The following is a 23,455-nucleotide window of genomic DNA, read 5'->3' as shown; positions in this document are numbered from 1 at the left end:
TCGTCTTGGCTGTCGTCACCCTGGTGGTGGCAGCACTGCTGGTGCTGCTCGGGTTGGCTCAGCGAACGGTCTTCGCTCCTCCCGAGAGCGTCACCTCCACGGTCACCACGACCTCCAGCGCCCCGGTCACGGTCATCCCGGCCTCGGCTCTGAAGGGCCACGACGGCGTCGAGACGATCACCGTCTCCGGCGGGTCCAAAGCTTTCGCGGCCTACGGTCGCTCCAGCGACATCGCCGGCTGGGTGGGCGACTCCTCCTACAACTCCGTCCGCTTCGACCAGACGTCGGGCGAACTGGTCTCGAAGACCGTCGCGGGCAGCGGTGCGGAGGCCGCCGATCCGGCGGACTCCGACCTCTGGTACCAGCAGTACTCCGGCAGGAGCCTCGACTTCCGTCTCGACGCCCCGAACGACATCTCGCTCCTGATCGCGTCCGACGGGACCGACCCGGCCCCGACGAAGGTCTCCGTCACGTGGCCTCTCTCGACCGCGACGCCGCTCGTCGGTCCGCTCGTCACCGCGGGGCTCGTCGTCTTCCTGCTGGGCATCCTGCTCTTCGTCTGGGCCATCCGCCACCACCGGCGCACCCGGGGTCCGCGCCGCACCTCCGGCACGGGTAAGCCGCCGAAGCTGCCCCGGGTGGAGCGCCAGCGGTCCGTGCGCGCCGAGCGGAAGCTCGCCCTCGGCAGCGGCCCCGCCGGGCCGCGCCGCCGGTCCGGTCGCAGGATGATCGCGGTCGTCCCCGTCGTCCTCGTCGCGTCCCTGGGCCTCGCCGGCTGCTCCTCCGAGTACTGGCCGCAGGGCGGGCAGAACGCCGCCTCACCCGCCGCCACGCCCGGGGCGACCCCGACGTCGCCGTCCTCGAACGGCCTCCAGCCTCCCGCCGTGACCGACGCGCAGGCGTCGCGGATCCTGCAGCGCATCGTCGCCGTCCAGGCCTCGGCCGACAAGAACCTCGACGCGAAGCTCGCAGAGACGCGCTTCACGGGGCCCGCCCTCGCGCAGCGCACCGCCAACTACACGATCCGCAAGGCCGACTCGTCGGTCGCTCCCGCGCTGTCGATCCCGACGGGTCCCCTCCGCGTGATGCTGCCCCAGCAGGCCGACTCCTGGCCCCGGACGGTGTTCGCGGTCGTCTCCGACGCCTCCGACACGAAGGCGGCCCCCGTCGGCGTCATGCTCCTGCAGGAGACCGCCCGCGACCCCTACAAGGTCGACTACCTCGTCGGGCTCGAAGCCGGCGAGAAGGTCGACAACGTGCCGTCCGCCACCATCGGCGCCGCCCGACTCGCGCCCGACGTGAAGCTGCTCGCCATGGAGCCCGACAAGGTGGCGTCCGCGTACGCCGACATCCTCAAGAACGGCGACGCGAGCTCGTCGGCGGACGCCTTCCAGAAGGACGGCGACACCCTCCGCGACAAGATCGGCAAGCCCTACAAGGACGCCAAGGCGAAGAAGCTGCCGACGACCGCGTCGATCGCGTACTCCAGCCAGAACGGCACGGACCCGATCATCGCCCTCGCCGACACGACCGCGGGCGCCATCGTGTCCGTCTCGCTCGACGAGATCGAGACGGTCAAGCCGACGAAGGCGGGCGCAGAGGTCAACACCGAGGGCGAGGTGAAGTCGCTGAGCGGCGTGTCGAAGTCCACGAAGGGCATCACGGCCACCTACGGCGTGCAGCTGCTCTTCTCCGTCCCGAAGGTGGGCAGCACCGACAAGATCGTGCTGCTCGGCTTCAGCCAGGCTTTGATCTCAGCGAAAGAGGTTTCATGAGCAACGTCCCCCCGACCCCCGCTAGTCTCCGCGGAGCCGTCGACCTGTCGTCCCTCGTCAACCGGCCCGCGGCTCCCGCCGCGCGAGGCGGAGCGGAGGGCGACGGCGCGGCGCCGTCCCGGGGCGCGCGCGGCACGACGTCGCTCGTCGTCGACGTCACCGACGAGACGTTCACGGCCGTCCTCGACCTCAGCCGCGAGGTCCCCGTCATCGTCGACATCTGGGCCGAGTGGTGCGGGCCCTGCAAGCAGCTCTCACCGATCCTCGAGAAGCTCGTCGAGGAGTACGCGGGCCGACTGGTCCTCGCCAAGGTCGACGCCGACACGAATCCGCAGCTGACCGAGGCGTTCCAGGCGCAGTCGATCCCGACCGTCGCTGCGGTCATCGGCGGTCGACCCGTGTCGCTCTTCGTCGGGGCTCTCCCGGAGGCGCAGGTCCGGGAGGTCTTCGAGCAGGTCCTCCAGCTCGCGGAGCAGAACGGCGTGACGGGGAGCGTCCCCTACGAGGCCGCGGCCCCCGCCGACGAGCAGGGCGAACCGGAGCCCGAGCCGCTGCCCCCGCACCACCAGGAGGCGTACGACGCCATCGAGGCCGGCGACTACCAGCGCGCGCAGGAGGCCTACCGGCTGGCGATCGCTCAGGACCCGCGCGACCAGCTCGCCGTGGCCGGCCTCGCCCAGGTGTCGCTCCTCGAGCGCCTGCAGGGGGCGACGCTGGCCGACATCCGGTCGCGCGCCGCCGCGGGGCCCGAGGACGTCGACGCCCAGCTCGCGGTCGCCGACCTCGACGTCTCGGGCGGCCACGTCGACGACGCGTTCGACCGGCTCCTGACGCTCTTCCCCGCGCTCGACCAGGCCGGCCGCGACGCCGTCCGCACGCGGCTCCTCGACTACTTCGAGATCGTCGGGGTCGACGCGCCGAGCGTCACCGCGGCGCGGCGCCGCTTGACGATGCTGCTCTACTAGCGGCGTCGCTCACCGGGGTCTCCCGCGCGAAGAAGAGCCGGCCGCCCTCCGTCGTCGACGGGGGCGGCCGGCTCTTCCGGTCGCAGGGTGCTCCTCAGCTCTCGAGTCGGAGCCAGATCACGCCGAGCGGCGGCAGCTGGACCTCGGCGGAGGCGGGCCGTCCGCCCCACGGGTCGTCGGTCGCGGTGACGCTGCCGAGGTTCCCGACTCCGGAGCCGCCGTAGGCCTCGGCGTCGGTGTTGAGGATCTCGGTCCAGACACCCGAGACCGGGAGCCCCAGCCGCTGGGTGACGGGCTGACCGGAGAAGTTGGCGAGGACCGCGATCTTGCCGCCGTCGTCCGACTTCCGGAGGAACGCCACGACGCTCTGCTCGGCCGCGCCGCCCTCGATCCACTCGAACCCGTCCGTGTCGAAATCGTGGTCCCAGAGGGCACGCTCGGCGCGGTAGCTGGTGTTGAGGCTCTTGACGAGGGCGTGGATGCCCTGGTGGGTCGGCTGGTCGAGGATCCACCAGTCGAGGCCGCGCTGCTCGCTCCACTCGGACGGCTGCCCGAACTCGGAGCCCATGAACAGCAGCTGCTTGCCCGGGTGCCCCCACATGAAGGCGAGGTAGGCGCGGAGGTTCGCGCGCTTCTGCCAGTCGTCGCCGGGCATCTTGCCGATGAGCGAGCCCTTGCCGTGCACGACCTCGTCGTGGCTGATCGGCAGGAGGAAGTTCTCGCTGAACGCGTAGACGAACGAGAACGTGATCTCGTTGTGGTGGTAGCTGCGGTAGAGGGAGTCGCGCTGGATGTACTCGAGCGAGTCGTGCATCCAGCCCATGTTCCACTTCATCCCGAAGCCGAGGCCGCCCTCGCTCGTCGGGCGCGAGACGCCGGGGAACGAGGTGGACTCCTCGGCGATCATCACGATGCCGGGGGAGCGCTTGTAGGCCGTGGCGTTCGCCTCCTGGAGGAACGAGATGGCCTCGAGATTCTCCCGCCCGCCGAAGCGGTTCGGCACCCACTGGCCCTCCTCGCGGCTGTAGTCGAGGTAGAGCATGGAGGCGACGGCGTCGACGCGGAGGCCGTCGATGTGGAACTCCTCCAGCCAGTAGAGCGCGTTCGCGACGAGGAAGTTGCGCACCTGCGAGTCGCCGAAGTTGAACACCAGGGTGCCCCAGTCGGGCTGCTCGCCGAGCCGCGGGTCGCTGTGCTCGTAGAGCGGCTGGCCGTCGAACTTCGCCAGCGCCCACTCGTCTTTCGGGAAGTGCCCGGGCACCCAGTCCATGATCACGCCGATGTCGGCCTGGTGGAGCCGGTCGATCAGGTAGCGGAGATCGTCGGGGGAGCCGAAGCGCGACGTCGGAGCGTAGTAGCCGGAGACCTGGTAGCCCCAGGAGCCGCCGAACGGGTGCTCCGCGAGCGGCATGAACTCGACGTGGGTGAAGCCCAGATCGGAGACGTACTCGATCAGCTGGTCGGCGAGGTCGCGGTAGGACAGGCCGGGGCGCCAGGATCCGACGTGGAGCTCGTACACGCTCATGGCCTGGCTGGACGGCTCGACCGACGCGCGCTTGCGCATCCAGGCCTCGTCGTCCCAGGTGTGCTGGGCGCGGGTGATGACGGACGCCGTCTGCGGGGGCGTCTCTGCCTGCCGGGCCATGGGGTCGGCCCGCTCGACCCAGCGGCCGTCGGCGGTCAGGAGCTCGTACTTGTAGGTGCCCTCGGTCAGCCCGGGGACGAAGAGCTCCCAGACGCCGTTGCCGTCGAGGCGGCGGAGGGCGTGGGAGACGCCGTACCAGCCGTTGAAATCCCCCTTGACCCGGACGGCGCCGGCGTGGGGTGCCCAGACCGCGAAGGAGGTGCCGAGGACGCCCTGCTGCTCCTTGACGTGCGACCCGAGGACGCGCCACAGCTCCTCGTGCCGACCCTCGCCGAAGAGGTAGAGGTCGACCTCGCCGACGGTCGGCCAGAAGCGGTAGGGGTCGTCGGTCGTCCAGGGCGAGCCGCCCTCGTAGGTGGCCTCGACGGAGTAGGCGCCCGGCTCGATGATCGCCAGGGCCTCCCAGATCCCGTTGCCGACGTGCGCCATCGACAGGCGCGCACCGGTCTCGATGATGAGGGTGACGGACTCGGCGAGCGGCCGGAGGACACGGACGAGCACTCCCGCGTCGAGGTGGTGCGGGCCGAGGATCCGGTGCGGGTGCGGGTGGCTCCCGATGGACACGAGGTACGACTCGTGGGGGTCCAGGACCGGCACGAGGAGGGTGTTTTCGGGCATGGGGAACCTCCTAGGGAGCGCGGTTGAAGTCGACCGCGAGGATGTGCGCCGGCTCGACGAAGGCGTCGAGCCGCACGTAGTCGTCTCCGCCCCAGACCCAGGACTGCTGGGTGATGAGGTCGCGGACGGTGAATCGGGTGCCGGGTGCGACGCCGAACGCGGTCGGATCCAACCGGACCGTCGTCTCCCGGGCGGAGTGGGGATCGGTGTTCACGACGACGATGATCGCGTCGGAGCGGCCGGAGCGGGTGTGCTCGCCGGCGAGGTACTTCGAGTAGACGAGGATCGCGTCGTCGTCGCTGCCGTGGACCGTCAGGTTGCGGAGCTGGCGGAGGGCGGGATGTGCGGCGCGGATCCGGTTGAGCTGGGTGAGGTACGGCGCGATGGAGGCGCCCGCCGCCTCCTCGGCCTGCCAGTCGCGCGGCTTGAACTCGTACTTCTCGTTGTCGATGTTCTCCTCGGAGCCCGGCCGGGCGACGTTCTCGACCAGCTCGTACCCGGAGTAGACGCCCCAGGTGGGAGACGCGGTGGCCGCGATCGCCGCGCGGATCTTGTAGGCGGGCACACCGCCGAACTGCAGGTAGGGGGTGAGGATGTCGTGCGTGTTGACGAAGAAGTTCGGACGGAACCACGGGCTCGTCTCGGAGGAGACCTCGCGGAGGTACTCCTCGAGCTCCCACTTCTCGTTCCGCCACGTGAAGTAGGTGTACGACTGCTGGAAGCCGACCTGGGCGAGCGCCTGCATCATGGCGGGCTTCGTGAAGGCCTCCGCCAGGAAGACGACCTCCGGGTGGTCGCTCCGGATGTCCTCCAGCAGCCACTCCCAGAAGTGCACCGGCTTGGTGTGCGGGTTGTCGACGCGGAAGATCGTCACGCCGCGGTCGATCCAGAACCGCACGATGCGGCGGATCTCCCGGCTGATTCCCTCGTAGTCGTTGTCGAAGTTGAGCGGGTAGATGTCCTGGTACTTCTTCGGCGGGTTCTCGGCGTAGGCGATGGTGCCGTCGGGGAGGGTGGTGAACCACTCCGGGTGCTCCGCGACCCAGGGGTGGTCGGGAGAGCACTGCAGGGCCAGGTCGAGGGCCAGCTCCAGGCCGACGTTCTGGGCGGCGCCGACGAACCACTCGAAGTCCTCGATCGTCCCGAGGTCGGGGTGCACGGCGTCGTGGCCGCCGTCGGGGGAGCCGATGGCGTAGGGCGAGCCGGGGTCGTTCGGGCCGGCCTCGAGGCTGTTGTTCGGCCCTTTGCGGAACGTCGTCCCGATGGGGTGGACGGGCGGGATGTAGACGACGTCGAAGCCCATCCGCGAGATGGCGGGGAGCCGCCGCGCCGCGGTGCGGAACGTGCCGCTCTTCCAGGTACCGTCCTCCTGGCGTTTGGCTCCCTCGGAGCGCGGGAAGAACTCGTACCAGCTGCCGACGGCGGCGCGCGTGCGCTCGACGCGGAGGTGCTGCTTGCCGCTCTGGGTGATGAGGCTGGCGAGAGGGCGCGCGTGGAGCGCCGCGGCGAGCCGCTGGTCGGTGGCGACCCGGAGTCGCGCGGCCGGGCTGAGCCCGGCGTTCCCGAGGGCCTTGGCGCCGTCGCGGTAGAGGACGCTGTCCGGCTCCCGCTTGGAGGCGCGCTCGAGGAGCTCGCGGCCCGACGCGAAGACGTTGTCGACGTCCTGGCCGACGGGGATCTTGATCTCGGCGGCGTGCAGCCACGTCGCCCAGTCGTCGTTCCACGCCTCGACGAACCAGGTGTGCAGGCCCTCGGCCTCGAACAGGACCTCGGCGCTCCAGAGATCGGTGCCGGGGATGCCCGGGGTCATGCGACGCCTCGACACCTGCCCGCGCGGGTCGATCGTCACCAGGGCGACGTCGATGATGTCGTGCCCCTCCCGGAAGACGGTCGCCTGGAAGGGCACCACCTCTCCCGCGAACGCCTTCGTGTCGAAGACGCCGTCGGGGGTTCGAGGGCGGAGGCCCTGGATGGGGATCCGCCCGACTCGTGTTCCGGCCTTGGATTCTGCTCGCGTCGCCACGCATCGACCGTACCCGGTCTGGCGGGTCGGCGGGTCAGGCGGGATGACCGGGGGACGGGCATCCTGCGGTCCGCGGCGCGATCGGGGGACAAGTGAGTGTCCGCCGAACAGCGGATACGGGAGTCACCCCCGTTCTGGGGGACCCGGCCCGGGCGTGTTCGCTTGTCCGCACTCTGGGGGACCAGTAATGTCACTCTCACGACGAACGGAACGGTCCGGAGAAGCTCCACCGGCCCCCACCGATCGCCGTCCGGCGGGGACGATCAGCCCGGCCGGTGCCCACACCGACTCGACGACACGCGATCACCAGCTCTCGAGAGAACCCGGGACTACCCGCCCGGCTCGCCCCCGCCCGAATCGGGGACGCCCTCCGAGCGATCGCCACGGCGCCGCTCCGCGCCCGAACGCGGAGTCGCGTGGTCGTCGACAGAGATCCGGCGCGCCCGAACGTGCCCGGCTCCCTGAAAGTCCGCTCCGGATGCCCGATCCGGAGCGGACTTCGGTGTGTCCGACGTCGATCGGCGGTTCACGCCGGGCAGGAGCCGCCCGGGTCGGTGAACGCGTCAGTCGCGCGCGATGGCCGCGACCGTCGCCCCGGTCGCCCGGCGGAGGTCGTCCGGCGTCAGCTCGATGTCGAAGCCGCGGCGCCCGCCGCTCACGAAGACGGTGTCGAACAGCCACGCCGTCTCGTCCACCACCGTCTCGAGAGCGGTCTTCTGCCCGATCGGACTGATGCCTCCGACGATGTAGCCGGTGCGCCGCTCGGCGAGGTGAGGATCGGCGAGCTGCGCCTTCTTCCCGCCGACCGCCGTCGCCAGCGCCTTGAGATCGAGACGACCGGACACTGGTACGACCGCCACCACGAGGCGGGAGTCCACGTCCGTGACGAGCGTCTTGAAGACCTGCTCCTCGTCGAGCCGCAGCAGGGCCGCCGCCTCGAGGCCGAAGTTCGTCGCGGTGTCGGCGTGCTCGTAGGTGTGCGCGGTGAACGGGATCCCGGCCCGCTCGAGCGCGACGGTCGCGGGTGTGCCGGGCGCCCTGGTGCTCACGAGGCGACGAAGGCGGTCACGACACGCGCCAGAGCGTGACGGTCGGCCCGTGCAGGTCGTGACCCGCGCCCGGCTTCTTCGGGGCCGGGTCGAAGACGTCGCCGCTCGTCCACAGGGGTTCGTAACCGCTCACCCCGGGAGCCTCCGGCAGGGTCACCGTCACGGAGGTCTCCGAGCCGTGGACCACGACCAGGACCCGGTTGAACTCCTCCGTCTCGGGCGTCGACGCGGCCAGGTACTGGAGGGTTCGCCGGTGGGGGTCGTTCCACGCGTCGGCGGCCATCGGCAGGCCGTCGTCGCCGAACCAGCTCATGTCGGTCGCCGAGAGCGTGACGCGCCCCTGGGTGCCGAAGCGCACCGGGCGGAGGGCGGGGTTCTCCCGCCGGTGCCGGATCAGCGCCTTCGTGTCGGCGAGGAGAGCCTCCCGGGCGTCGTCGAGCTGCCAATCGACCCAGGAGATCTCGTCGTCGCTGCAGTAGCCGTTGTTGTTGCCCCGCTGGGTCCGGCCGATCTCGTCCCCGGCGGTGATCATCGGGATCCCGGCCGACAGCAGGAGCGTCGCGAGGAGGTTCCGACTCGCCCTGCGCCGGGCGTCGAGGATCCACGGGTTGTCGGTCGGTCCCTCGACCCCGTGGTTGAACGACCGGTTGTCGTCGGTGCCGTCGCGGTTCTCCTCGCCGTTCCGGAGGTTGTGCTTCTGGTCGTAGGCGACGACGTCGGCGAGCGTGAAGCCGTCGTGCGCCGTGATGAAGTTGACCCCCGCGAGCGGGCCCCGGTCGTGCGCGTAGATGTTGCTGGATCCGCTCAGCTTGGACGCGAAGCTCCCCAGGCCGTTCCGGGCCGCTCCGCCCGCCCGGGCGTCCGCCACGTCGCGGAGCCAGAAATCGCGGGCCCGGTTGCGGAAGCGGTCGTTCCACTCGCTCCAGCCGTCGGGGAAGTTCCCCGTCTGCCAGCCGCCGAGGCCGACGTCCCAGGGCTCGGCGACGAGTTTCACGCCCGCGAGCGCCGCGTCGTCGCGGATCGCGGTCAGGAGCGGGTCGTCGGGCGAGAAGACCGCGTCGGCACCGCGGCCGAGGGTCGCGGCCAGGTCGAAGCGGAACCCGTCGATCTGCAGCTCGTTCGCCCAGTACCGGAGCGAGTCGAGCACGAGGCGTCGGGCGGCGGGGAGGCTCGTGTCGAGCGTGTTCCCGCACCCGGTGACGTCGATCGGCCGCCCCTCGGCGTCGTGCCGGTAGTAGCTGCCGTCGAGCCCGCGGAGGCTCGTCACCGGGCCGTCCTCGCCCTCCTCGGCCGTGTGGTTGTAGACGACGTCGAGCCACACCTCGATGCCGGCCTCGTGCAGGAGCCGCACCATCCCCTTGAACTCCCGCAGGATCGCCGACGCTCCGGCGAGCTGGGCGTCCCGGGAGGCGTATCCGGCGTGCGGGGCGAAGTAGGAGAGGGTGTTGTAACCCCAGTAGTTCTCGAACCCCTGCGCGACGAGCCGCTGCTCGTCGACGTGCTGGTGGACCGGCAGGAGCTGGACGGCGGTGACGCCGAGATTCGTCAGGTAGGCGATGGTGGACTCGTGGGCCAGCCCGGCGTAGGTGCCGCGGAGATCCTCCGGCACGTGCGGCGACAGGCGCGTGAAGCCGCGGACGTGCGCCTCGTACACGACCGTGTGGTCGAGCGGGGTCAGGGGCTTCTCGACGCCGCCCCAGTCGAAGGCCTCGTCGACGACGACGCCGCGCCACTCGCCGCGGCCGGTCCGGCCGAGACCGCGCGCGTAGGGGTCGAGGAGGTTGACCTTCGGGTCGAACGGGGTCACGACGCCCAGCGCGCTCTTCGGGTGGCCGTCGGCCCGCAGCCAGTAGCGCCGTCCCGGCGTGAGTCGCGGATCCGAGCCCGTCCAGACGCCGTGGGCGTCGCGTCGCATCGGGACGACGCGCTCCTGAGGGGCGTCGTCGATGACGAGGTCGACGCTCGTGGCGGCCCCCGACCAGACACGCAGCGTGGGCCCGTCCGGCCCGTGGTGGAGCCCCAGATCGCGCAGGGGATCGACAGCGGTGGGTTCGTCTCGCACGAGCTGGACTCCGGTCACGAGTCTTAGAGTAAATGAACGGCGGGTGAAGGCCGGAACCCGGAACGAGCGGAAGGAGACGCGGTGGCGGTGTACCTCGACCACGCGGCGACGACCCCGATGCTCCCGGAGGCGATCGACGCCTACACGCTCGCCCTCCGCGAGGTCGGCAACCCGTCCTCCATCCACTCCGCCGGGCAGAACGCGAAGCGCGTCCTCGAGGAGGCGCGCGAGCGCGTGGCCGCCTCGCTCGGCTGCGACCCCATCGAGGTCGTCTTCACCTCGGGCGGCACCGAATCGGTGAACCTCGCCATCAAGGGCCTGTGGTGGGCGAGGCAGCGCGACCGGCCGCGCCCGCGGCTCCTGGTGCCCGGGGGAGAGCACCACGCCACCGTCGACACCGTCGAGTGGCTGGCCACCGCGGAGGGGGCGGTCGTCGAGTGGATCCCGCTCGACGCCCTCGGCCGCATCCGGCTGGACGCGCTCGAGGAGTCGCTCCGCCGCTCCGACGACGTCGCGCTGGTCACGCTGCTCTGGGCCAACAACGAGGTGGGCACCCTCCAGCCCGTCGACGAGGTGGTCGCGCTCGCCGCGGCCCACGGCGTCCCGGTCCATTCCGACGCGGTCGCGGCGTACCGCCAGGTGCCCGTCGACTTCCGCTCGTCCGGGCTCGCGGCGCTCAGCGTCTCCGCGCACAAGATCGGCGGGCCGATCGGCATCGGCGCTCTCGTCCTCTCCCGGGCGGCCACGGTCGTCCCGCTCCTGCACGGCGGCGGGCAGCAGCGCCAGGTGCGGTCGGGAACGCAGGATGCCCCGGCCGCCGTCTCCTTCGCGGTCGCCGCCTCCCATCCTCACCCCGACCTCGCACCGCTCCGCGACCGAGTCGTCCGCGGCGTCGTCGCCGGCGTCCCCGGGGCGGTGCTCCGCGGCGATCCCCGGCATCGCCTGCCCGGCAACGCGCACTTCACCTTCCCCGGCTGCGAGGGCGACTCGCTGCTGTTCCTCCTCGATGCCGCGGGGGTCAGCGTCTCCACGGGCTCGGCCTGCCAGGCGGGCATCCCCGAGCCGTCCCACGTGCTGCTGGCGATGGGCGTCCCGGAGGAGGAGGCCCGAGGAGCGCTCCGCATCACGGTCGGTCACACCACGACCGAGGCCGACGTCGAGGCGTTCCTCGCGGTCCTGCCCGACGCGGTGGCCCGGGCGACGAAGGCCGGCTACGCCGACCGCACCCCGCTCCTGGGGCGCTGAGTCCGGGCATCCTGCCCTCGCGGGCCGCCGGGTAGGCTTGGGGACCATGATCGAGCTCGACTTCTCCGACCGGATCGCCGCGCTGCGGTCCACCTTCGCCGACATCTCCGCCGTCATCGGCGTGGAGCGGCTCGAGTCCGAGATCGCGTCGCTCGAGCAGGAGGCGTCCGACCCGGAGATCTGGAACGACACCGACAACGCGCAGCGCGTCACGAGCGATCTGAGCCACCGCAAGGCCGAGCTCGAGAAGATCCAGACGACGGGGCAGCGTCTCGACGACCTCGAGGTGCTCGTCGAGATGGCGAACGAGGGCGACGACCAGGAGTCCGCCGACGAGGCCGCGGCCGAGCTCAAGAGCATCCAGGCGATGATGGACACCCTCGAGATCCAGACGCTCCTCGACGGCGAGTACGACCCGCGCCCCGCCGTGATCACCATCCGCGCGGGGGCCGGGGGAGTCGACGCCGCCGACTTCGCCGAGATGCTCCTGCGCATGTACCTGCGCTACGCCGAGCAGCACGGCTTCAAGACCACCGTGATGGACACCAGCTACGCCGAGGAGGCGGGCATCAAGTCGGCCACCTTCGAGGTCGACGCCCCGTACGCCTTCGGCACGCTCAGCGTCGAGGCGGGGACCCACCGTCTGGTCCGCATGTCGCCGTTCGGCGCCGCGGGCAAACGCCAGACGAGCTTCGCCGCCGTCGAGGTCATCCCGCTCATGGAGGAGACCGAGTCGATCGAGATCCCCGAGAACGACATCCGCGTCGACGTCTTCCGCTCGTCGGGCCCCGGCGGCCAGTCGGTCAACACGACCGACTCCGCCGTGCGCATCACCCACCTCCCCACCGGCACGGTCGTCTCGATGCAGAACGAGAAGAGCCAGATCCAGAACCGCGCCGCGGCCATGCGGGTGCTGCAGTCGCGGCTCCTGCTCCTGCAGAAGGAGGCGGAGAACGCGAAGAAGAAGGAGCTCGCCGGGAACATCACGGCGAGCTGGGGCGACCAGATCCGCAGCTACGTGCTGGCGCCCTATCAGATGGTCAAAGACCTGCGGAGCGAGTTCGAGGTCAACAACCCCTCGAACGTCTTCGACGGCGACCTCGACGGCTTCCTCTCGGCGGGGATCCGCTGGCGCAAGCGCGGCGACGACGACTGATCGTTCCCACCCCGCGCACAGCCGATTCTTGGGGTCGGTGACGCGTCGGATCGGAGGGGCGCGCCTCGCAGCGAAACCTCCCATCCGTGCCTAGTGTTGGCCCGTCATGATTCGCTTCGATGAGGTCTCCAAGTTCTACGCCGGCAACCCCCGTCCGGCTCTCAACGGCATCACCCTGGAAATCCTGAAGGGTGAGTTCGTCTTCCTCGTCGGTGCCTCCGGCTCCGGCAAGTCGAGCTTCCTGCGCCTCGTGCTGAAGGAGGAGAAGCCCTCGAAGGGGCAGATCCACGTCCTCGGCCAGCGCCTCGGCACGCTCTCGAGCCGCAAGGTGCCCTACTTCCGCCGCAACCTGGGCGTCGTCTTCCAGGACTTCCGCCTGCTGCCGCAGAAGTCGGTGTTCGACAACGTCGCCTTCACCCTGCAGGTCATCGGGAAGAGCCGCGGCTACATCCAGGAGGCCGTCCCCGACGTGCTCAAGATGGTCGGCCTCGCCGGCAAGGCCCAGCGCCTGCCGCACGAGCTCTCGGGAGGCGAGCAGCAGCGTGTCGCGATCGCGCGCGCCATCGTCAACCGTCCCGCGGTCCTGCTGGCCGACGAGCCGACCGGAAACCTCGACCCCTCGACGAGCGCCGGCATCATGACGCTCCTCGACCGGATCAACGCCTCCGGGACGACCGTGCTCATGGCCACCCACGACGCGGGCATCGTCGACCAGATGCAGCGGCGCGTCATCGAGCTCTCCGGCGGCACGATCGTGCGCGACGAGCGCTCCGGCGGGTACCAGACCCAGGCGGTCCCGATCCAGCGCGTCGGCCTCGAGGCGACGCCCGACCCGACCCAGACCGCGTTCGTCCAGGAGGCCGCCCAGTGAGACTCGGACTCGTTCTCGGCGAGGTCGGTTCCGGCCTCCGCCGCAACCTCTCGATGGTCATCTCCGTCGTGCTCGTCACCTTCATCTCGCTGACCTTCGTCGGCGTCGCGGTGCTGATGCAGATGCAGATCAACCAGATGAAGGGCTACTGGTACGACAAGGCGCAGGTCGCGGTCTATCTCTGCACCGACACCGACACCACCGGCAACTGCACCGGGGCCAAGGCCACGACCGACCAGAAGAACCAGGTCCAGGCGCAGCTCGACTCGACGACGCTCAAGCCCTACATCAAGAAGGACTACTTCGAGACGCAGCAGCAGGCCTACGAGCGCTTCAAGCAGCAGTTCTCGAACAGCCCGGCGACCGAGTTCGTGCAGCCGTCGTACCTCAACGAGACCTTCTGGGTGAACCTCAAGAACCCCTCGCAGTCCGACGTCCTCATCGAGAGCCTCTCCAACCAGGCCGGCGTGCAGAGCGTCGTCGACCAGCGGGGATACCTGCAGCCGATCTTCTCGGTCCTGAACGCCGCGAGCTACACGGCCATCGGGATCGCCGTCCTCATGCTCATCGCGGCGGTCCTGCTCATCGCCACGACGATCCGCCTCTCCGCCTTCAGCAGGAGACGGGAGCTCGGCATCATGAGACTCGTGGGAGCATCGAACCGGTTCATCCAGACGCCGTTCATCCTCGAGGGCGTGATCGCCGCGCTCGTCGGATCGGTGCTCGCCGGCGGCGCCATCGTGCTGATCGTGAAGTTCTTCGTCCGCGGCTACCTCGCCGAATCCTTCGCGAGCACCCCGTTCGTCGGGCTCGGCGACACCGCATTCGTCGTGCCCCTCCTCATCGTCATCGGCGCGGTCCTGGCGGCGCTCTCCGCCAACGTGGCCATCCGGCGCTACCTCAAGGTCTGAGTCCGGCGGTCTCCTCAGCTCCCGAGCCTTCCCCTATACTGGAAGGCTGCCGTGGCGCTGCCGACGGCGGCGAAGTCGCACCAGCAGCACCATCGTGAGCACCGGGAGAGGGCCATGCCGAAAGAAGTGTCGTCGAGAGATCGCGGCGAGAAGATCGTCGCGACGAACCGGCGCGCCCGCTTCGACTACCTGATCGACGACACGTACGAGGCGGGCATCGTCCTCACGGGTACCGAGGTCAAGGCGCTCCGACAGGGCCGTGCGTCGCTGGTCGACGGCTACGGGTTCGTCGACGGCGGCGAGATCTGGCTCGACGCGGTGCACATCCCCGAGTACACCGAGGGCACCTGGAACAACCACTCGCCGCGGCGCAAGCGGAAACTGCTCCTCCACAAGACCGAGATCATCAAGATCAGCCACAAGACCAAGGAGGGCGGGTTCACGCTCGTCCCGCTCCGCATCTACTTCTCCGACGGTCGGGCCAAGGTCGAGCTCGCCGTGGCGAAGGGCAAGAAGGAGTACGACAAGCGCCAGACGCTCCGCGAGCGGACGGACCGCCGCGAGGCCGATCGGGCAATGTCGGCTCGGCGCAACCTCGGCGACTGATCGCCGATCGGCCGCGGGTGGCGGTGGATGCCGCTCCCGCGGTAGAGTAGGGGGCTGCACCAGCAGCACGAAGAACGACAACTCCACAGCGCACGACAGAGGCTCCTTCGAGGGGATGATCGGTTTCGACATCGCCTGTATGCGAACGAGAAGCGGGCCGAGGATCCAGGGTTATCTCGTAAACGATCTCTGGAAAACAATAAGTGCCAATAAATCGCGCACTGACTTCGCTCTCGCTGCGTAAGTAGCAGAGCCACATAAGTCCGTCAGACCGGTGATCGCCTTCTAACCGGATCCTGGCGTCAGCTAGAGGGCTCGCTGTGTGATCGCGCCGGAGGGTCACACGGGACTTCCACTCCGACTGGGCTCGTCGACCTAGAAGCCAGTAGCAAAGGTCGGAGCCGAGTAGAACGCCTCATCTGGCTACGCCCGTAGAAGACGTTCAATCTCAGCGATGGACGGGGGTTCAATTCCCCCCATCTCCACTCCTGCCTCTGTCGTGCCTGTGCTGTCCTCGCTCATCGAGCGGGGCGTCGCGCTCAGCCCTCTCCCGGTTTCGGGGGAGGGCTTTTGCGTGCCCTGCACCTCTTCACGACGCGCACGTTCTGGGAGTTCTCTGATCGTCGGCTGGAACCATGTGTCCATGCTGCTCGATCCCGAAACCCTCCTCAACGACCTCGGCCCCTGGGCCCTCGCCGGGCTGTCGCTCATCGTGTTCATCGAGTCCGGTGTGCTGTTCCCGTTCCTCCCGGGCGACTCCCTGCTGGTCACGGCCGGTCTCCTGCACGAGCAGCTCGGCCTCTCCGTCGCGATCATCGCGGTCTGCGCCTTCGTCGCGGCCGTCCTCGGCGACCAGACGGGCTACTACCTCGGGCACCGCTTCGGCCGGCGTCTCTTCAAGCCGGACGCCCGGATCCTCAAGACCGCCCACCTCGAGCAGGCGGAGGCGTTCTTCGCGAAGCACGGCGGTAAGGCGCTCGTTCTCGGGCGCTTCGTCCCGATCGTCCGGACCTACGTCCCGCTCGCGGCCGGCACGAGCAACTACCGCTACCGCACCTTCTTCGTCTGGAACCTCCTGGGCGCCCTCCTCTGGGCCGTCGGCCTCACCGTCGTCGGTTCGCTCCTCGGCGGGCTCCCGATCGTGGCGGAGAACATCGACGTCCTCGCCGTCGTCATCGTCGCGGTGTCGGTGCTGCCGATCCTGATCCACGGTCTGTACGGCCGGTCGGTCGCACGGCGAGGCCGTCGTCGCGAGACGCGGGCGCCGCAGGGCTGAGCCCGACGGAGTACCGGTTCGAGAGCGTCCGAGCCGTCAGCGCAGCGGCGTCGGCTCGAGGGGCAGCGTCCGCGGCGCCCCGAATCGCCAGGTCATCAGCGCGATGGCCAGGGCGCCGGCCGCCAGGATGCCCGCGAGAACGACGAGCTGGAACTGCGCCGACGCGAGGGGTGACGCGCCCCCGAAGACCGCACCGACGAAGGCTCCGGGCAGGGTGACGATCCCCGTCGTGCGGGTCTGGTCGGTCGAGGGGACGAGGGCCGAGGAGGCCGCCGACCGCGAGACGCCCTGGGCGGCCCTCCGCGGCGTGGCTCCGAGAGCGAGCCAGCCCTCGACCTGGTCGCGCCCCGAGAGCAGCTGATCGGCGAGGAGGCGACCCATCAGGGTCGAGACGGTCATCACGTTGCCGACCACGATCCCGCCGAAGGCCAGTACGTAGCGGGGCGTGAAGTCGACCGCCCCCAGGGCGAAGACGAGGACGACCGGCAGGGCGGAGGCGACGGCCACCAGCGCGACGACGAAGGGGAGGGTGGTTCGAGCGAGCCGCAGCCGTGTGAACACCGTCCAGCTCGCCGCCAGCACCATGGCGAGCAGGAAGACGCCGACCCACACCGGAGACGAGATGACCCCGGCGAGGATCAGGCTCAGGAGCCCGAGCTGGACGCCGGCGCGGACGACCGCCCACGGCTGCAGCCAGGGCTTCTCGAGACGGAGGGAGAAGACGATGACGGCCGTGACCACGACGAGCGCGGCCACGGCCACGCCGGTGGAGACGAGCGACACTCACGCCACCGCCGGCACGTCGAAGCGGATGGAGGTGCCGGTGGCGGAGGTCTCGGCGACGAAGACCCGGCCGCCCTGCCGCTGCGCGATCTCGCGGACGAGGGCGAGGCCGATTCCGAAGCTGGGTCGGGCCGGGGCCCCCGTCGTCGTCGTCTCCCGGGCGGGTGCGTGGGCGAACCGCTCGAAGACCCGCTCCGGAGCGATGCCCGTGATGCCCGCGCCCTCGTCGCTCACCGTCAGCACGAGGTGCGCGTCCTCCCGGCGGAGGCGCACCGTGACGGTCCCTCCCTCGGGCGAGTGCGTGACGGCGTTGTCGACGAGGGCGACGACGGCGCGGCGGAGACTGGTGCTGGGCATCCTGACCCGGATCTCGTCGTCGCCCGAGTCGAGGGCGAGGGTCACGCGGCGCTCCGAGGCGAGGATCCGCAGGCTGTCGAGCGCCTCCCGGGCGATGGGCGCGACGGGCACGGGGTCCCGACTCCCGGTCTCGTCGCTGCCGCCGGCCGCGAGAAGGAGATCGTTCACGATGTCGACGAGCGCCTTCGAGTCGGTCCGGAGTTCGGCGACCGTCCTCGCGGTCTCCTCGGGCTCGGCGGGGTTCGCGCTCCGCAGGCGGCGCTCGAGCACCTGGATCCGGGCGTCGAGGACCGCGAGCGGGGTCCGCAGCTCGTGGCTCGCGTCGGCGACGAACCGGCGCTGCAGGCGGAGTGCCGTCCCGAGGGGGGTCACGGCCCTCCGGGCGATGACCCAGCTGACGAGGCCCGCGAAGAGGACGGCGCCGATGCCGATCAGCACGAGGGCCTGGACGAGGTCGCCCGAGTCGACGTAGACCCGCGGGCGGCCGCTCCGGAGCTGGTCGAGCTGCTCCTTGGGGAGCGACTGGTGAAGGAGGAACGCGATGGCCAGCGACACGATCCCGAGGACGAGGACGGCCGAGGCCAGCATGATCTGCCAGCCGATCAGGAACGACGCTCGGCGCGTCTCCCGGGCGTCCTGGTCGTCGCTCGGCCGACGGGGGCTCACAGGGCGCCCAGCCGGTAGCCGCGGTTGCGGATCGTGAGCACGATGTCCCGCTCCGACTTCCGGCGGAGGTAGTGCACGTAGGTGTCGACCGTGCCGGGTCTCTCACCCGCCGGGAACACCACGCGCAGAAGGTGGTCGCGCGAGAAGGTCCGGTCGGGCTCGAGGGCGAGCACGCGCAGGAGCTCGGACTCGCGGTCGGTCAGGACGACCCGGGCTCCGTACGGCGAGGTCAGGATGCGGTCGTCGGGGGAGAACCGCCAGGTCCCGATCGCGAGCCAGGCGCCCGCCGCGCTGAACGACCTCGTCAGCGCGCGGAGCCGCGCCAGCAGCTCGTCGAACTCGAACGGTTTGACGAGGTAGTCGTCGGCTCCCGCATCGAGCCCGTCGACCCGGTCGGCGACCGTGCCGAGGGCCGTCAGCAGCAGGATCGGGACGGTCACCCGGCCGCGCCGGAGCGCCTCCACGATGCCGAGCCCGTCCACCGACGGCAGCCGGCGGTCGACCACCATCACGTCGAAGTCGCGATCGAGCCCGGCGAGGAGCCCGTCGCGCCCGTCGACGTGCCGCTCCACGTCGTAGGTCTCCGAGAGCACCTCCTCGATGAGGGGGCCGAGCGCCGGATCGTCCTCGATCAGGAGGAGGCGCATCCTGCGACCCGCGGTGGTGTCCATCCCGTCAGGGTACCCAGTCCTCCGGAAAGCGCACGACGGGGCGGATCCGGACGTCGCGGGCGTAGGGTGCGGACGTGCGGGCCGAAGACCCGGCCCCGGAATCAAGGAGGATTCTCAGATGTCAGGAAACAGAGCTGTCGCCTACAAAGGACCGGGTGAGGTCGAGGTCATCGACACGGAGTACCCGACCTTCGAACTGAAGGACGGCCCCGGGGTCAACCCCGCGAACGTCGGTCGGAAGGTCCCGCACGGCGCCATCCTGCGGACCGTCGCGACGAACATCTGCGGATCCGACCAGCACATGGTGCGAGGTCGGACGACCGCCCCGACGAACCTCGTGCTCGGGCACGAGATCACCGGCGAGGTCGTGGAGGTCGGACCGGACGTCGAGTTCATCAAGGTCGGCGACATCGTCTCGGTGCCGTTCAACATCTCCTGCGGCCGCTGCAAGAACTGCAAGGAGCGCAAGACCGGCATCTGCCTCAACGTGAACCCGGACCGCCCCGGCAGCGCCTACGGCTACGTCGACATGGGCGGCTGGGTCGGCGGACAGGCGGAGTTCGTGCTCGTGCCCTACGCCGACTGGAACCTGCTGAGGTTCCCCGACAAGGACCAGGCGCTCGACAAGATCCTCGACCTGACGATGCTGTCGGACATCTTCCCGACCGGCTTCCACGGCGCCGTGACGGCCGGGGTGGGAGTCGGCTCGACCGTGTACGTCGCGGGGGCAGGCCCGGTCGGTCTCGCGGCCGCGACGAGCGCGCTGCTCCTCGGCGCCTCGGTCGTCATCGTCGGCGACATGAACGAGGGGCGGCTCGCGCAGGCACGCAGCTTCGGCTGCGAGACGATCGACCTCTCGAAGGGCGACCCCGGCGAGCAGATCGAGCAGATCCTCGGGGTGCCCGAGGTCGACGCCGCCGTCGACGCAGTCGGCTTCGAGGCGAAGGGCCACGGTCACGATGCGAAGGAGGCGCCGGCGACGGTGCTCAACTCGCTCATGGACATCACCGCCGCGGGTGGCTCGATGGGCATCCCCGGCCTCTACGTGACCGGCGACCCGGGAGCCGCCGACGAGGCCGCCAAGAAGGGTTCGCTCTCGCTCTCCCTCGGCACGGGCTGGGCGAAATCGCTGTCCTTCACGACGGGCCAGTGCCCGGTCATGAAGTACAACCACGGGCTGATGCAGGCGATCCTGCACGACCGGGTGCACATCGCCAAGAACGTCAACGCGACGGCCATCACCCTCGAGGACGCCCCGCGCGGCTACAAGGAGTTCGATGCCGGAGCCGCGACCAAGTACGTCCTGAACCCGAACGGGTACCTGGACGGCAAGGCGGCCTGACCCGCCGCCGACCGCCGTGGCCGTCGCCGCCGTGCCGGACCCTCCGGGTCAGGGCAGGGCGACGGCGGCCACGGTCTCGTCGTGCAGGAGGCCGTTGGTCGCCAGGGCGCTTCCGCCCCAGATGCCGTCGACGCCGTCGACGCTGGTGAATCGACCGCCGGCCTCGGTCACGATCGGGTAGAGAGCCGCCATGTCGTAGGGCTGGAGGTCGAACTCGCCCGAGATATCGACGGCGCCCTCGGCGACGAGCATGTACGACCAGAAATCGCCGTAGGCGCGGGTCCGCCAGACCCGGTCGGCCAGCGCGAGAAGCTGCTCCACCCGGCCGGCCCGCTGCCAGTACTGCAGACCGTTGTAGCTGAGGGAGGCGTCCGCGAGGGTGTCGACGCCGGAGACCCGGACGGGGCCGTGCGTGGACCGGGCACCGCCGCCCTGCGCGGCCCACCAGCGGCTGCCGAGGGCCGGGGCGCTCACCACGCCGATGACGGGCACGCCGTCGACGACCAGCGCGATGAGCGTCGCCCAGACGGGCACCCCCCGGAGGAAGTTCGCCGTGCCGTCGATCGGATCGACGATCCACTGCCGGGAGCCCTGCCCCGCGCTCCCCGACTCCTCGCCGTAGAAGGCGTCGTCGGGTCGCTCCGCGGCGAGACGGTCGCGGATCGCCCGCTCGACCGCCCTGTCGGCGTCGGTCACGTGCGTGCTGTCGGCCTTCAGCGACACGTCGAGGTCGGCCGCTCGGAAGCGCGCGGACGAGATCGCGTCGGCGGCGTCGGCGAGGGAGAGGGCGAGGGCGAGATCGTCGTCGTGGGTCACGCACTCAGCGTAGCGACGCGGGCTCAGCCCTTGCTCGCCAGCAGCGCCTGGAGCGACCGGAGCCGGTCGCGTCCGACGTCGCCCAGTTCGCCCGCCTCCACGCGGTCGACGATCTCCCAGTCGTGCGCGTCGCGCAGGGCGATCCCGCCGGGGGGCTCGAAGCCCTCCGGGACGATGGCGTGCTCCGCGAACGACCGCAGGATGTTCTCCGGATTCACGTGGCCGAGGCCGAACGACCGGACGCCCGGCGTGTCGATGATCCAGCCGCCGGACGGCACCTTGAACGACACCGTCGACGACGACGTGTGCCTGCCCCGGCCCGTCACGGTGTTGACGACGCCGACCGCGCGCTGCGACCCGGTCAGGGCGTTGACCAGGGTCGACTTGCCGACGCCGGAGTGACCGACGGTGACCGTGACGTGGTCGTCCAGGACGGTGCGGAGCTCCCGCAGGGCGTCCGACTCCTCCCCGCCGTCGGTGACGAACGCCCGCGAGGTCGAGGTCAGGATCCGCAGATCGAGGCACGAGAACTGGCTGGCGAAGGGCTCCGGGTCGCGGAGGTCGGTCTTCGTGATGCAGAGGATCGGCTCGACGCCGGCGTCGAAGGCGGCCACGAGGTAGCGGTCGACGAGTCGGGGACGCGGCTCCGGGTCGGCGGCCGCGACGACGATGAGCATCTGGTCGGCGTTGGCGACGATGACCCGTTCGACGGCGTCGCTGTCGTCGGCGCTGCGGCGCAGGAGAGTCGACCGCTCCTGGACGCGAACGATGCGGGCCAGGCTCCCCTCCGCGCCGCTCGTGTCGCCGACCACGTCGACCCGGTCGCCCGTGACGACGGACTTCTTGCCGAGCTCCCGGGCCCTCGCCGTCGTGATCTCCCGCTCGTCGGGGGTGCCGGCGTCGATGAGGACGCCGTAGCGCCCCCGATCGACCGTCCACACGACACCGTCGACGGCTTCCGCGTAGGCGGGCCGCTGCTTCGTCCGCGGCTTGTTGCCCTTCGGATTCGGGCGGATCCGCACCGAGCTCTCGTCGTACTCGGAGTACTCCCGCTCGTCGTCGTCCGCGTCGTCGCCGTCTGACCACCAGCTCATCGGTGCCGTCCCCTCGTGTCGCCCACCACGGTCTAGAGGAACCCGAGGAGCGACGTGTCGGCGGGGGACTCGTACACGCGGCGGCCGAGGAGGTCGTCCCACAGCTCGACGAACTGGGGGAGCGTCTTCGAGACGACGCGCACGTCGTCGAGCTCGACGTCGGGGACCGCCAGGCCGATCAGGGCCGCGGCGTGCGCCATCCGGTGATCGCCGTAGGTCCGCCACTGCCCCGCGTGGAGCGGTGCGGGCTCGATGCGCAGGCCGTCGTCGAGTTCGGTCACGCGGCCGCCGAGACCGTTGATCTCGGCGGCGAGGGCCGCGAGGCGGTCGGTCTCGTGGCCGCGGAGGTGACCGATCCCGGTGACGGTGCTCGATGCTCCTGCGAGGGCCGTCAGCGCCACGAGGGCGGGGGCGAGCTCGCCGCCGCGCGAGAGGTCGAGGTCGACGCCGGGGAGTGTCGCGCCGCCCACCACACCGGCACCCCCGTCGACGGTGAGCGAGTCGCCGTCGCGCGTGACGGTGGCGCCCCAGAGCGGGAGCAGCTCGATGAGGTCGGCGCCGACCTGGGTCGTCGTCTCCGGCCAGTGGCGGACGGTGACCCGGCCTCCGGCGACCAGCGCGGCGGCGAGGAACGGCGCGGCGTTGGAGAGATCGGGTTCGACGACCACGTCGCGCGCGCGGATGCGGGCCGGCGGGACGACCCAGACGCCCGGCTCCGGCGACTCCACCTCGACGCCGCGCGCGGCGAGGGCGGCGATCGTCATCTCGATGTGGGGCAGGCTCGGGAGCCTCTCGCCGGCGTGGCGGAGCGTCAGGCCCCGCGCGAACCGGGGAGCGGAGAGCAGGAGCCCCGACACGAACTGGCTCGAGGCGCTGGCGTCGATCGACACCTCGCCGCCCTCGATCTCGCCGGTGCCGTAGAGGCTGAAGGGGAGGGTGCCACGACCGTCGTCGGCGACCTCGACGCCCAGGGCTCGGAGGGACTCGATGGTCGTGCGCATCGGGCGCTTCCGGGCGTGCTCGTCGCCGTCGAAGGTCACCGGGCCGGTCGCCATCGCGGCCACCGGGGGGAGGAAGCGCATGACCGTCCCGGCGAGGCCGCAGTCGATGGAGGTGCTGCCCGTGACCGGGCCCGGCGTGATGCGGAGATCGGCCCCGAAGGCGTTCGTCTCGCCGTCGGGCGCGTCGATGTCGTCGATCGTCGCCCCGAGGGATCGGAGCGCCTCGATCATGAGGGTGGTGTCGCGGGAGTGGAGGGGCAGGCGCAGGATGCTCGGACCGTCGGCCAGCGCGGCGAGCACGAGTTCGCGGTTCGTCAGCGACTTCGAGCCGGGGAGCGACACCGTCGCGCTCAGCGGGCCGGCCGCGCGGGGCGCGACCCAGAAACCCTCGTCGATCTCCGGCAGCCTGCCGTCTTCGTAGGGGCTGAACTCGGGGCCGGAATACCTGAATACCTGCATCGGTTGTCAAGGGTAATGCAAGCGCACGAAGGAGGACCCGTGGCAGCGACATCCGTAGCGGAGC

General features: G+C 70.6%; 19 protein-coding genes and 1 other RNA gene. 10 read left to right on the top strand and 10 right to left on the bottom strand.

Annotated features, from left to right (window positions below):
• The first annotated feature begins 5 nt into the window (after window positions 1-5).
• Both AS850_RS09225 and AS850_RS09220 read left to right on the top strand, forming a co-directional pair.
• Complete coding sequence (locus tag AS850_RS09225; RefSeq protein ID WP_216819714.1) at window positions 6-1,775, top strand: hypothetical protein; 1,770 nt, start codon at window positions 6-8, stop codon at window positions 1,773-1,775.
• Entirely contained in the window at window positions 1,772-2,740 is a 969-nt protein-coding gene (locus tag AS850_RS09220; protein ID WP_119868848.1) for a tetratricopeptide repeat protein, read from the top strand. Before AS850_RS09225 ends, AS850_RS09220 begins: the two co-directional genes overlap by 4 nt.
• Before the next feature lie 94 nt (window positions 2,741-2,834).
• On the opposite strand, the gene glgB is transcribed toward AS850_RS09220, so the two are convergent.
• The 4 genes from glgB to glgX form a co-directional block, all read right to left on the bottom strand.
• A complete protein-coding gene (gene glgB, locus AS850_RS09215) occupies window positions 2,835-5,003 on the bottom strand; it encodes a 1,4-alpha-glucan branching protein GlgB (protein WP_119868847.1) in 2,169 nt (722 codons plus the stop codon).
• A 10-nt stretch (window positions 5,004-5,013) separates the two neighbouring features.
• Window positions 5,014-7,026: an alpha-1,4-glucan--maltose-1-phosphate maltosyltransferase gene (locus AS850_RS09210; RefSeq protein WP_173795187.1), complete on the bottom strand. Its 2,013-nt coding sequence runs from the start codon at window positions 7,024-7,026 to the stop codon at window positions 5,014-5,016.
• A gap of 563 nt (window positions 7,027-7,589) precedes the next feature.
• A complete protein-coding gene (gene ybaK / locus AS850_RS09205; RefSeq protein ID WP_119868846.1) occupies window positions 7,590-8,075 on the bottom strand; it encodes a Cys-tRNA(Pro) deacylase in 486 nt (161 codons plus the stop codon).
• Window positions 8,076-8,091: 16 nt separating this feature from the next.
• Window positions 8,092-10,155 (bottom strand): glycogen debranching protein GlgX, encoded by a 2,064-nt coding sequence (gene glgX / locus AS850_RS09200; protein ID WP_236940666.1) that lies wholly within the window; start codon window positions 10,153-10,155, stop codon window positions 8,092-8,094.
• Window positions 10,156-10,218: 63 nt separating this feature from the next.
• On the opposite strand from glgX, the gene AS850_RS09195 reads away from it, so the two are divergent.
• The 7 genes from AS850_RS09195 to AS850_RS09165 all read left to right on the top strand — a co-directional run bounded on the left by AS850_RS09195 (window position 10,219) and on the right by AS850_RS09165 (window position 16,202).
• Window positions 10,219-11,382 (top strand): cysteine desulfurase family protein, encoded by a 1,164-nt coding sequence (locus tag AS850_RS09195; protein WP_119868845.1) that lies wholly within the window; start codon window positions 10,219-10,221, stop codon window positions 11,380-11,382.
• Window positions 11,383-11,428: 46 nt separating this feature from the next.
• A complete protein-coding gene (prfB, locus tag AS850_RS09190) occupies window positions 11,429-12,538 on the top strand; it encodes a peptide chain release factor 2 (RefSeq protein ID WP_119868844.1) in 1,110 nt (369 codons plus the stop codon).
• Window positions 12,539-12,644: 106 nt separating this feature from the next.
• Window positions 12,645-13,409, top strand: a complete 765-nt coding sequence (gene ftsE / locus AS850_RS09185; protein ID WP_119868843.1) for a cell division ATP-binding protein FtsE — start codon at window positions 12,645-12,647, stop codon at window positions 13,407-13,409.
• Entirely contained in the window at window positions 13,406-14,320 is a 915-nt protein-coding gene (ftsX, locus tag AS850_RS09180) for a permease-like cell division protein FtsX (RefSeq protein WP_119868842.1), read from the top strand. Before ftsE ends, ftsX begins: the two co-directional genes overlap by 4 nt.
• 114 nt (window positions 14,321-14,434) lie before the next feature.
• The gene (gene smpB / locus AS850_RS09175; protein WP_119870232.1) at window positions 14,435-14,926 is read left to right on the top strand and encodes an SsrA-binding protein SmpB; all 492 of its coding nucleotides are present in this window, start codon (window positions 14,435-14,437) and stop codon (window positions 14,924-14,926) included.
• A 111-nt stretch (window positions 14,927-15,037) separates the two neighbouring features.
• Window positions 15,038-15,414, top strand: a transfer-messenger RNA (tmRNA) gene (gene ssrA / locus AS850_RS09170).
• Window positions 15,415-15,569: 155 nt separating this feature from the next.
• Window positions 15,570-16,202: a VTT domain-containing protein gene (locus AS850_RS09165; RefSeq protein WP_119868841.1), complete on the top strand. Its 633-nt coding sequence runs from the start codon at window positions 15,570-15,572 to the stop codon at window positions 16,200-16,202.
• A 36-nt stretch (window positions 16,203-16,238) separates the two neighbouring features.
• Here the strand turns inward: AS850_RS09165 and AS850_RS09160 are convergent, their stop codons facing one another.
• The 3 genes from AS850_RS09160 to AS850_RS09150 are packed head-to-tail and all read right to left on the bottom strand — an operon-like array spanning window position 16,239 to window position 18,679.
• Window positions 16,239-16,985, bottom strand: coding sequence for an ABC transporter permease (locus tag AS850_RS09160; protein WP_119868840.1), 747 nt, complete (start codon window positions 16,983-16,985; stop codon window positions 16,239-16,241).
• The gene (locus tag AS850_RS09155) at window positions 16,986-18,008 is read right to left on the bottom strand and encodes a sensor histidine kinase (RefSeq protein WP_119868839.1); all 1,023 of its coding nucleotides are present in this window, start codon (window positions 18,006-18,008) and stop codon (window positions 16,986-16,988) included.
• On the bottom strand, window positions 18,005-18,679 hold the full coding sequence (locus tag AS850_RS09150; protein WP_119868838.1) for a response regulator transcription factor: 675 nt from the start codon (window positions 18,677-18,679) through the stop codon (window positions 18,005-18,007). The genes AS850_RS09155 and AS850_RS09150 overlap by 4 nt, the downstream gene beginning before the upstream one ends.
• A gap of 118 nt (window positions 18,680-18,797) precedes the next feature.
• Between AS850_RS09150 and fdhA the strand changes: the two genes are divergently transcribed.
• Window positions 18,798-20,021, top strand: coding sequence for a formaldehyde dehydrogenase, glutathione-independent (gene fdhA / locus AS850_RS09145; RefSeq protein WP_119868837.1), 1,224 nt, complete (start codon window positions 18,798-18,800; stop codon window positions 20,019-20,021).
• Window positions 20,022-20,069: 48 nt separating this feature from the next.
• Here fdhA and AS850_RS09140 read toward each other — a convergent pair whose 3' ends face one another.
• The 3 genes from AS850_RS09140 to aroA are packed head-to-tail and all read right to left on the bottom strand — an operon-like array spanning window position 20,070 to window position 23,391.
• Window positions 20,070-20,837 (bottom strand): inositol monophosphatase family protein, encoded by a 768-nt coding sequence (locus AS850_RS09140; protein WP_119868836.1) that lies wholly within the window; start codon window positions 20,835-20,837, stop codon window positions 20,070-20,072.
• A gap of 23 nt (window positions 20,838-20,860) precedes the next feature.
• The gene (gene rsgA, locus AS850_RS09135) at window positions 20,861-21,931 is read right to left on the bottom strand and encodes a ribosome small subunit-dependent GTPase A (protein WP_119868835.1); all 1,071 of its coding nucleotides are present in this window, start codon (window positions 21,929-21,931) and stop codon (window positions 20,861-20,863) included.
• 32 nt (window positions 21,932-21,963) lie between these two features.
• On the bottom strand, window positions 21,964-23,391 hold the full coding sequence (gene aroA, locus AS850_RS09130; RefSeq protein ID WP_119868834.1) for a 3-phosphoshikimate 1-carboxyvinyltransferase: 1,428 nt from the start codon (window positions 23,389-23,391) through the stop codon (window positions 21,964-21,966).
• Between the last annotated feature and the right edge of the window lie 64 nt (window positions 23,392-23,455).

The organism is Frondihabitans sp. 762G35 (assembly GCF_002074055.1).
Classification (GTDB): Bacteria; Actinomycetota; Actinomycetes; order Actinomycetales; family Microbacteriaceae; genus Frondihabitans.
Note: the sequence above shows the minus strand (reverse complement) of the source record. Positions and strands in the feature narration are given on the sequence as shown.

Coding starts and splice junctions, on each gene's coding strand:
- fdhA (WP_119868837.1), top strand. CDS start 18,798: ATGTCAGGAAACAGAGCTGTCGCCTACAAAGGACCGGGTGAGGTCGAG.
- AS850_RS09165 (WP_119868841.1), top strand. CDS start 15,570: ATGCTGCTCGATCCCGAAACCCTCCTCAACGACCTCGGCCCCTGGGCC.
- glgB (WP_119868847.1), bottom strand. CDS start 5,003: ATGCCCGAAAACACCCTCCTCGTGCCGGTCCTGGACCCCCACGAGTCG.
- AS850_RS09150 (WP_119868838.1), bottom strand. CDS start 18,679: ATGGACACCACCGCGGGTCGCAGGATGCGCCTCCTCCTGATCGAGGAC.
- aroA (WP_119868834.1), bottom strand. CDS start 23,391: ATGCAGGTATTCAGGTATTCCGGCCCCGAGTTCAGCCCCTACGAAGAC.
- rsgA (WP_119868835.1), bottom strand. CDS start 21,931: ATGAGCTGGTGGTCAGACGGCGACGACGCGGACGACGACGAGCGGGAG.
- AS850_RS09220 (WP_119868848.1), top strand. CDS start 1,772: ATGAGCAACGTCCCCCCGACCCCCGCTAGTCTCCGCGGAGCCGTCGAC.
- ftsE (WP_119868843.1), top strand. CDS start 12,645: ATGATTCGCTTCGATGAGGTCTCCAAGTTCTACGCCGGCAACCCCCGT.
- smpB (WP_119870232.1), top strand. CDS start 14,435: ATGCCGAAAGAAGTGTCGTCGAGAGATCGCGGCGAGAAGATCGTCGCG.
- prfB (WP_119868844.1), top strand. CDS start 11,429: ATGATCGAGCTCGACTTCTCCGACCGGATCGCCGCGCTGCGGTCCACC.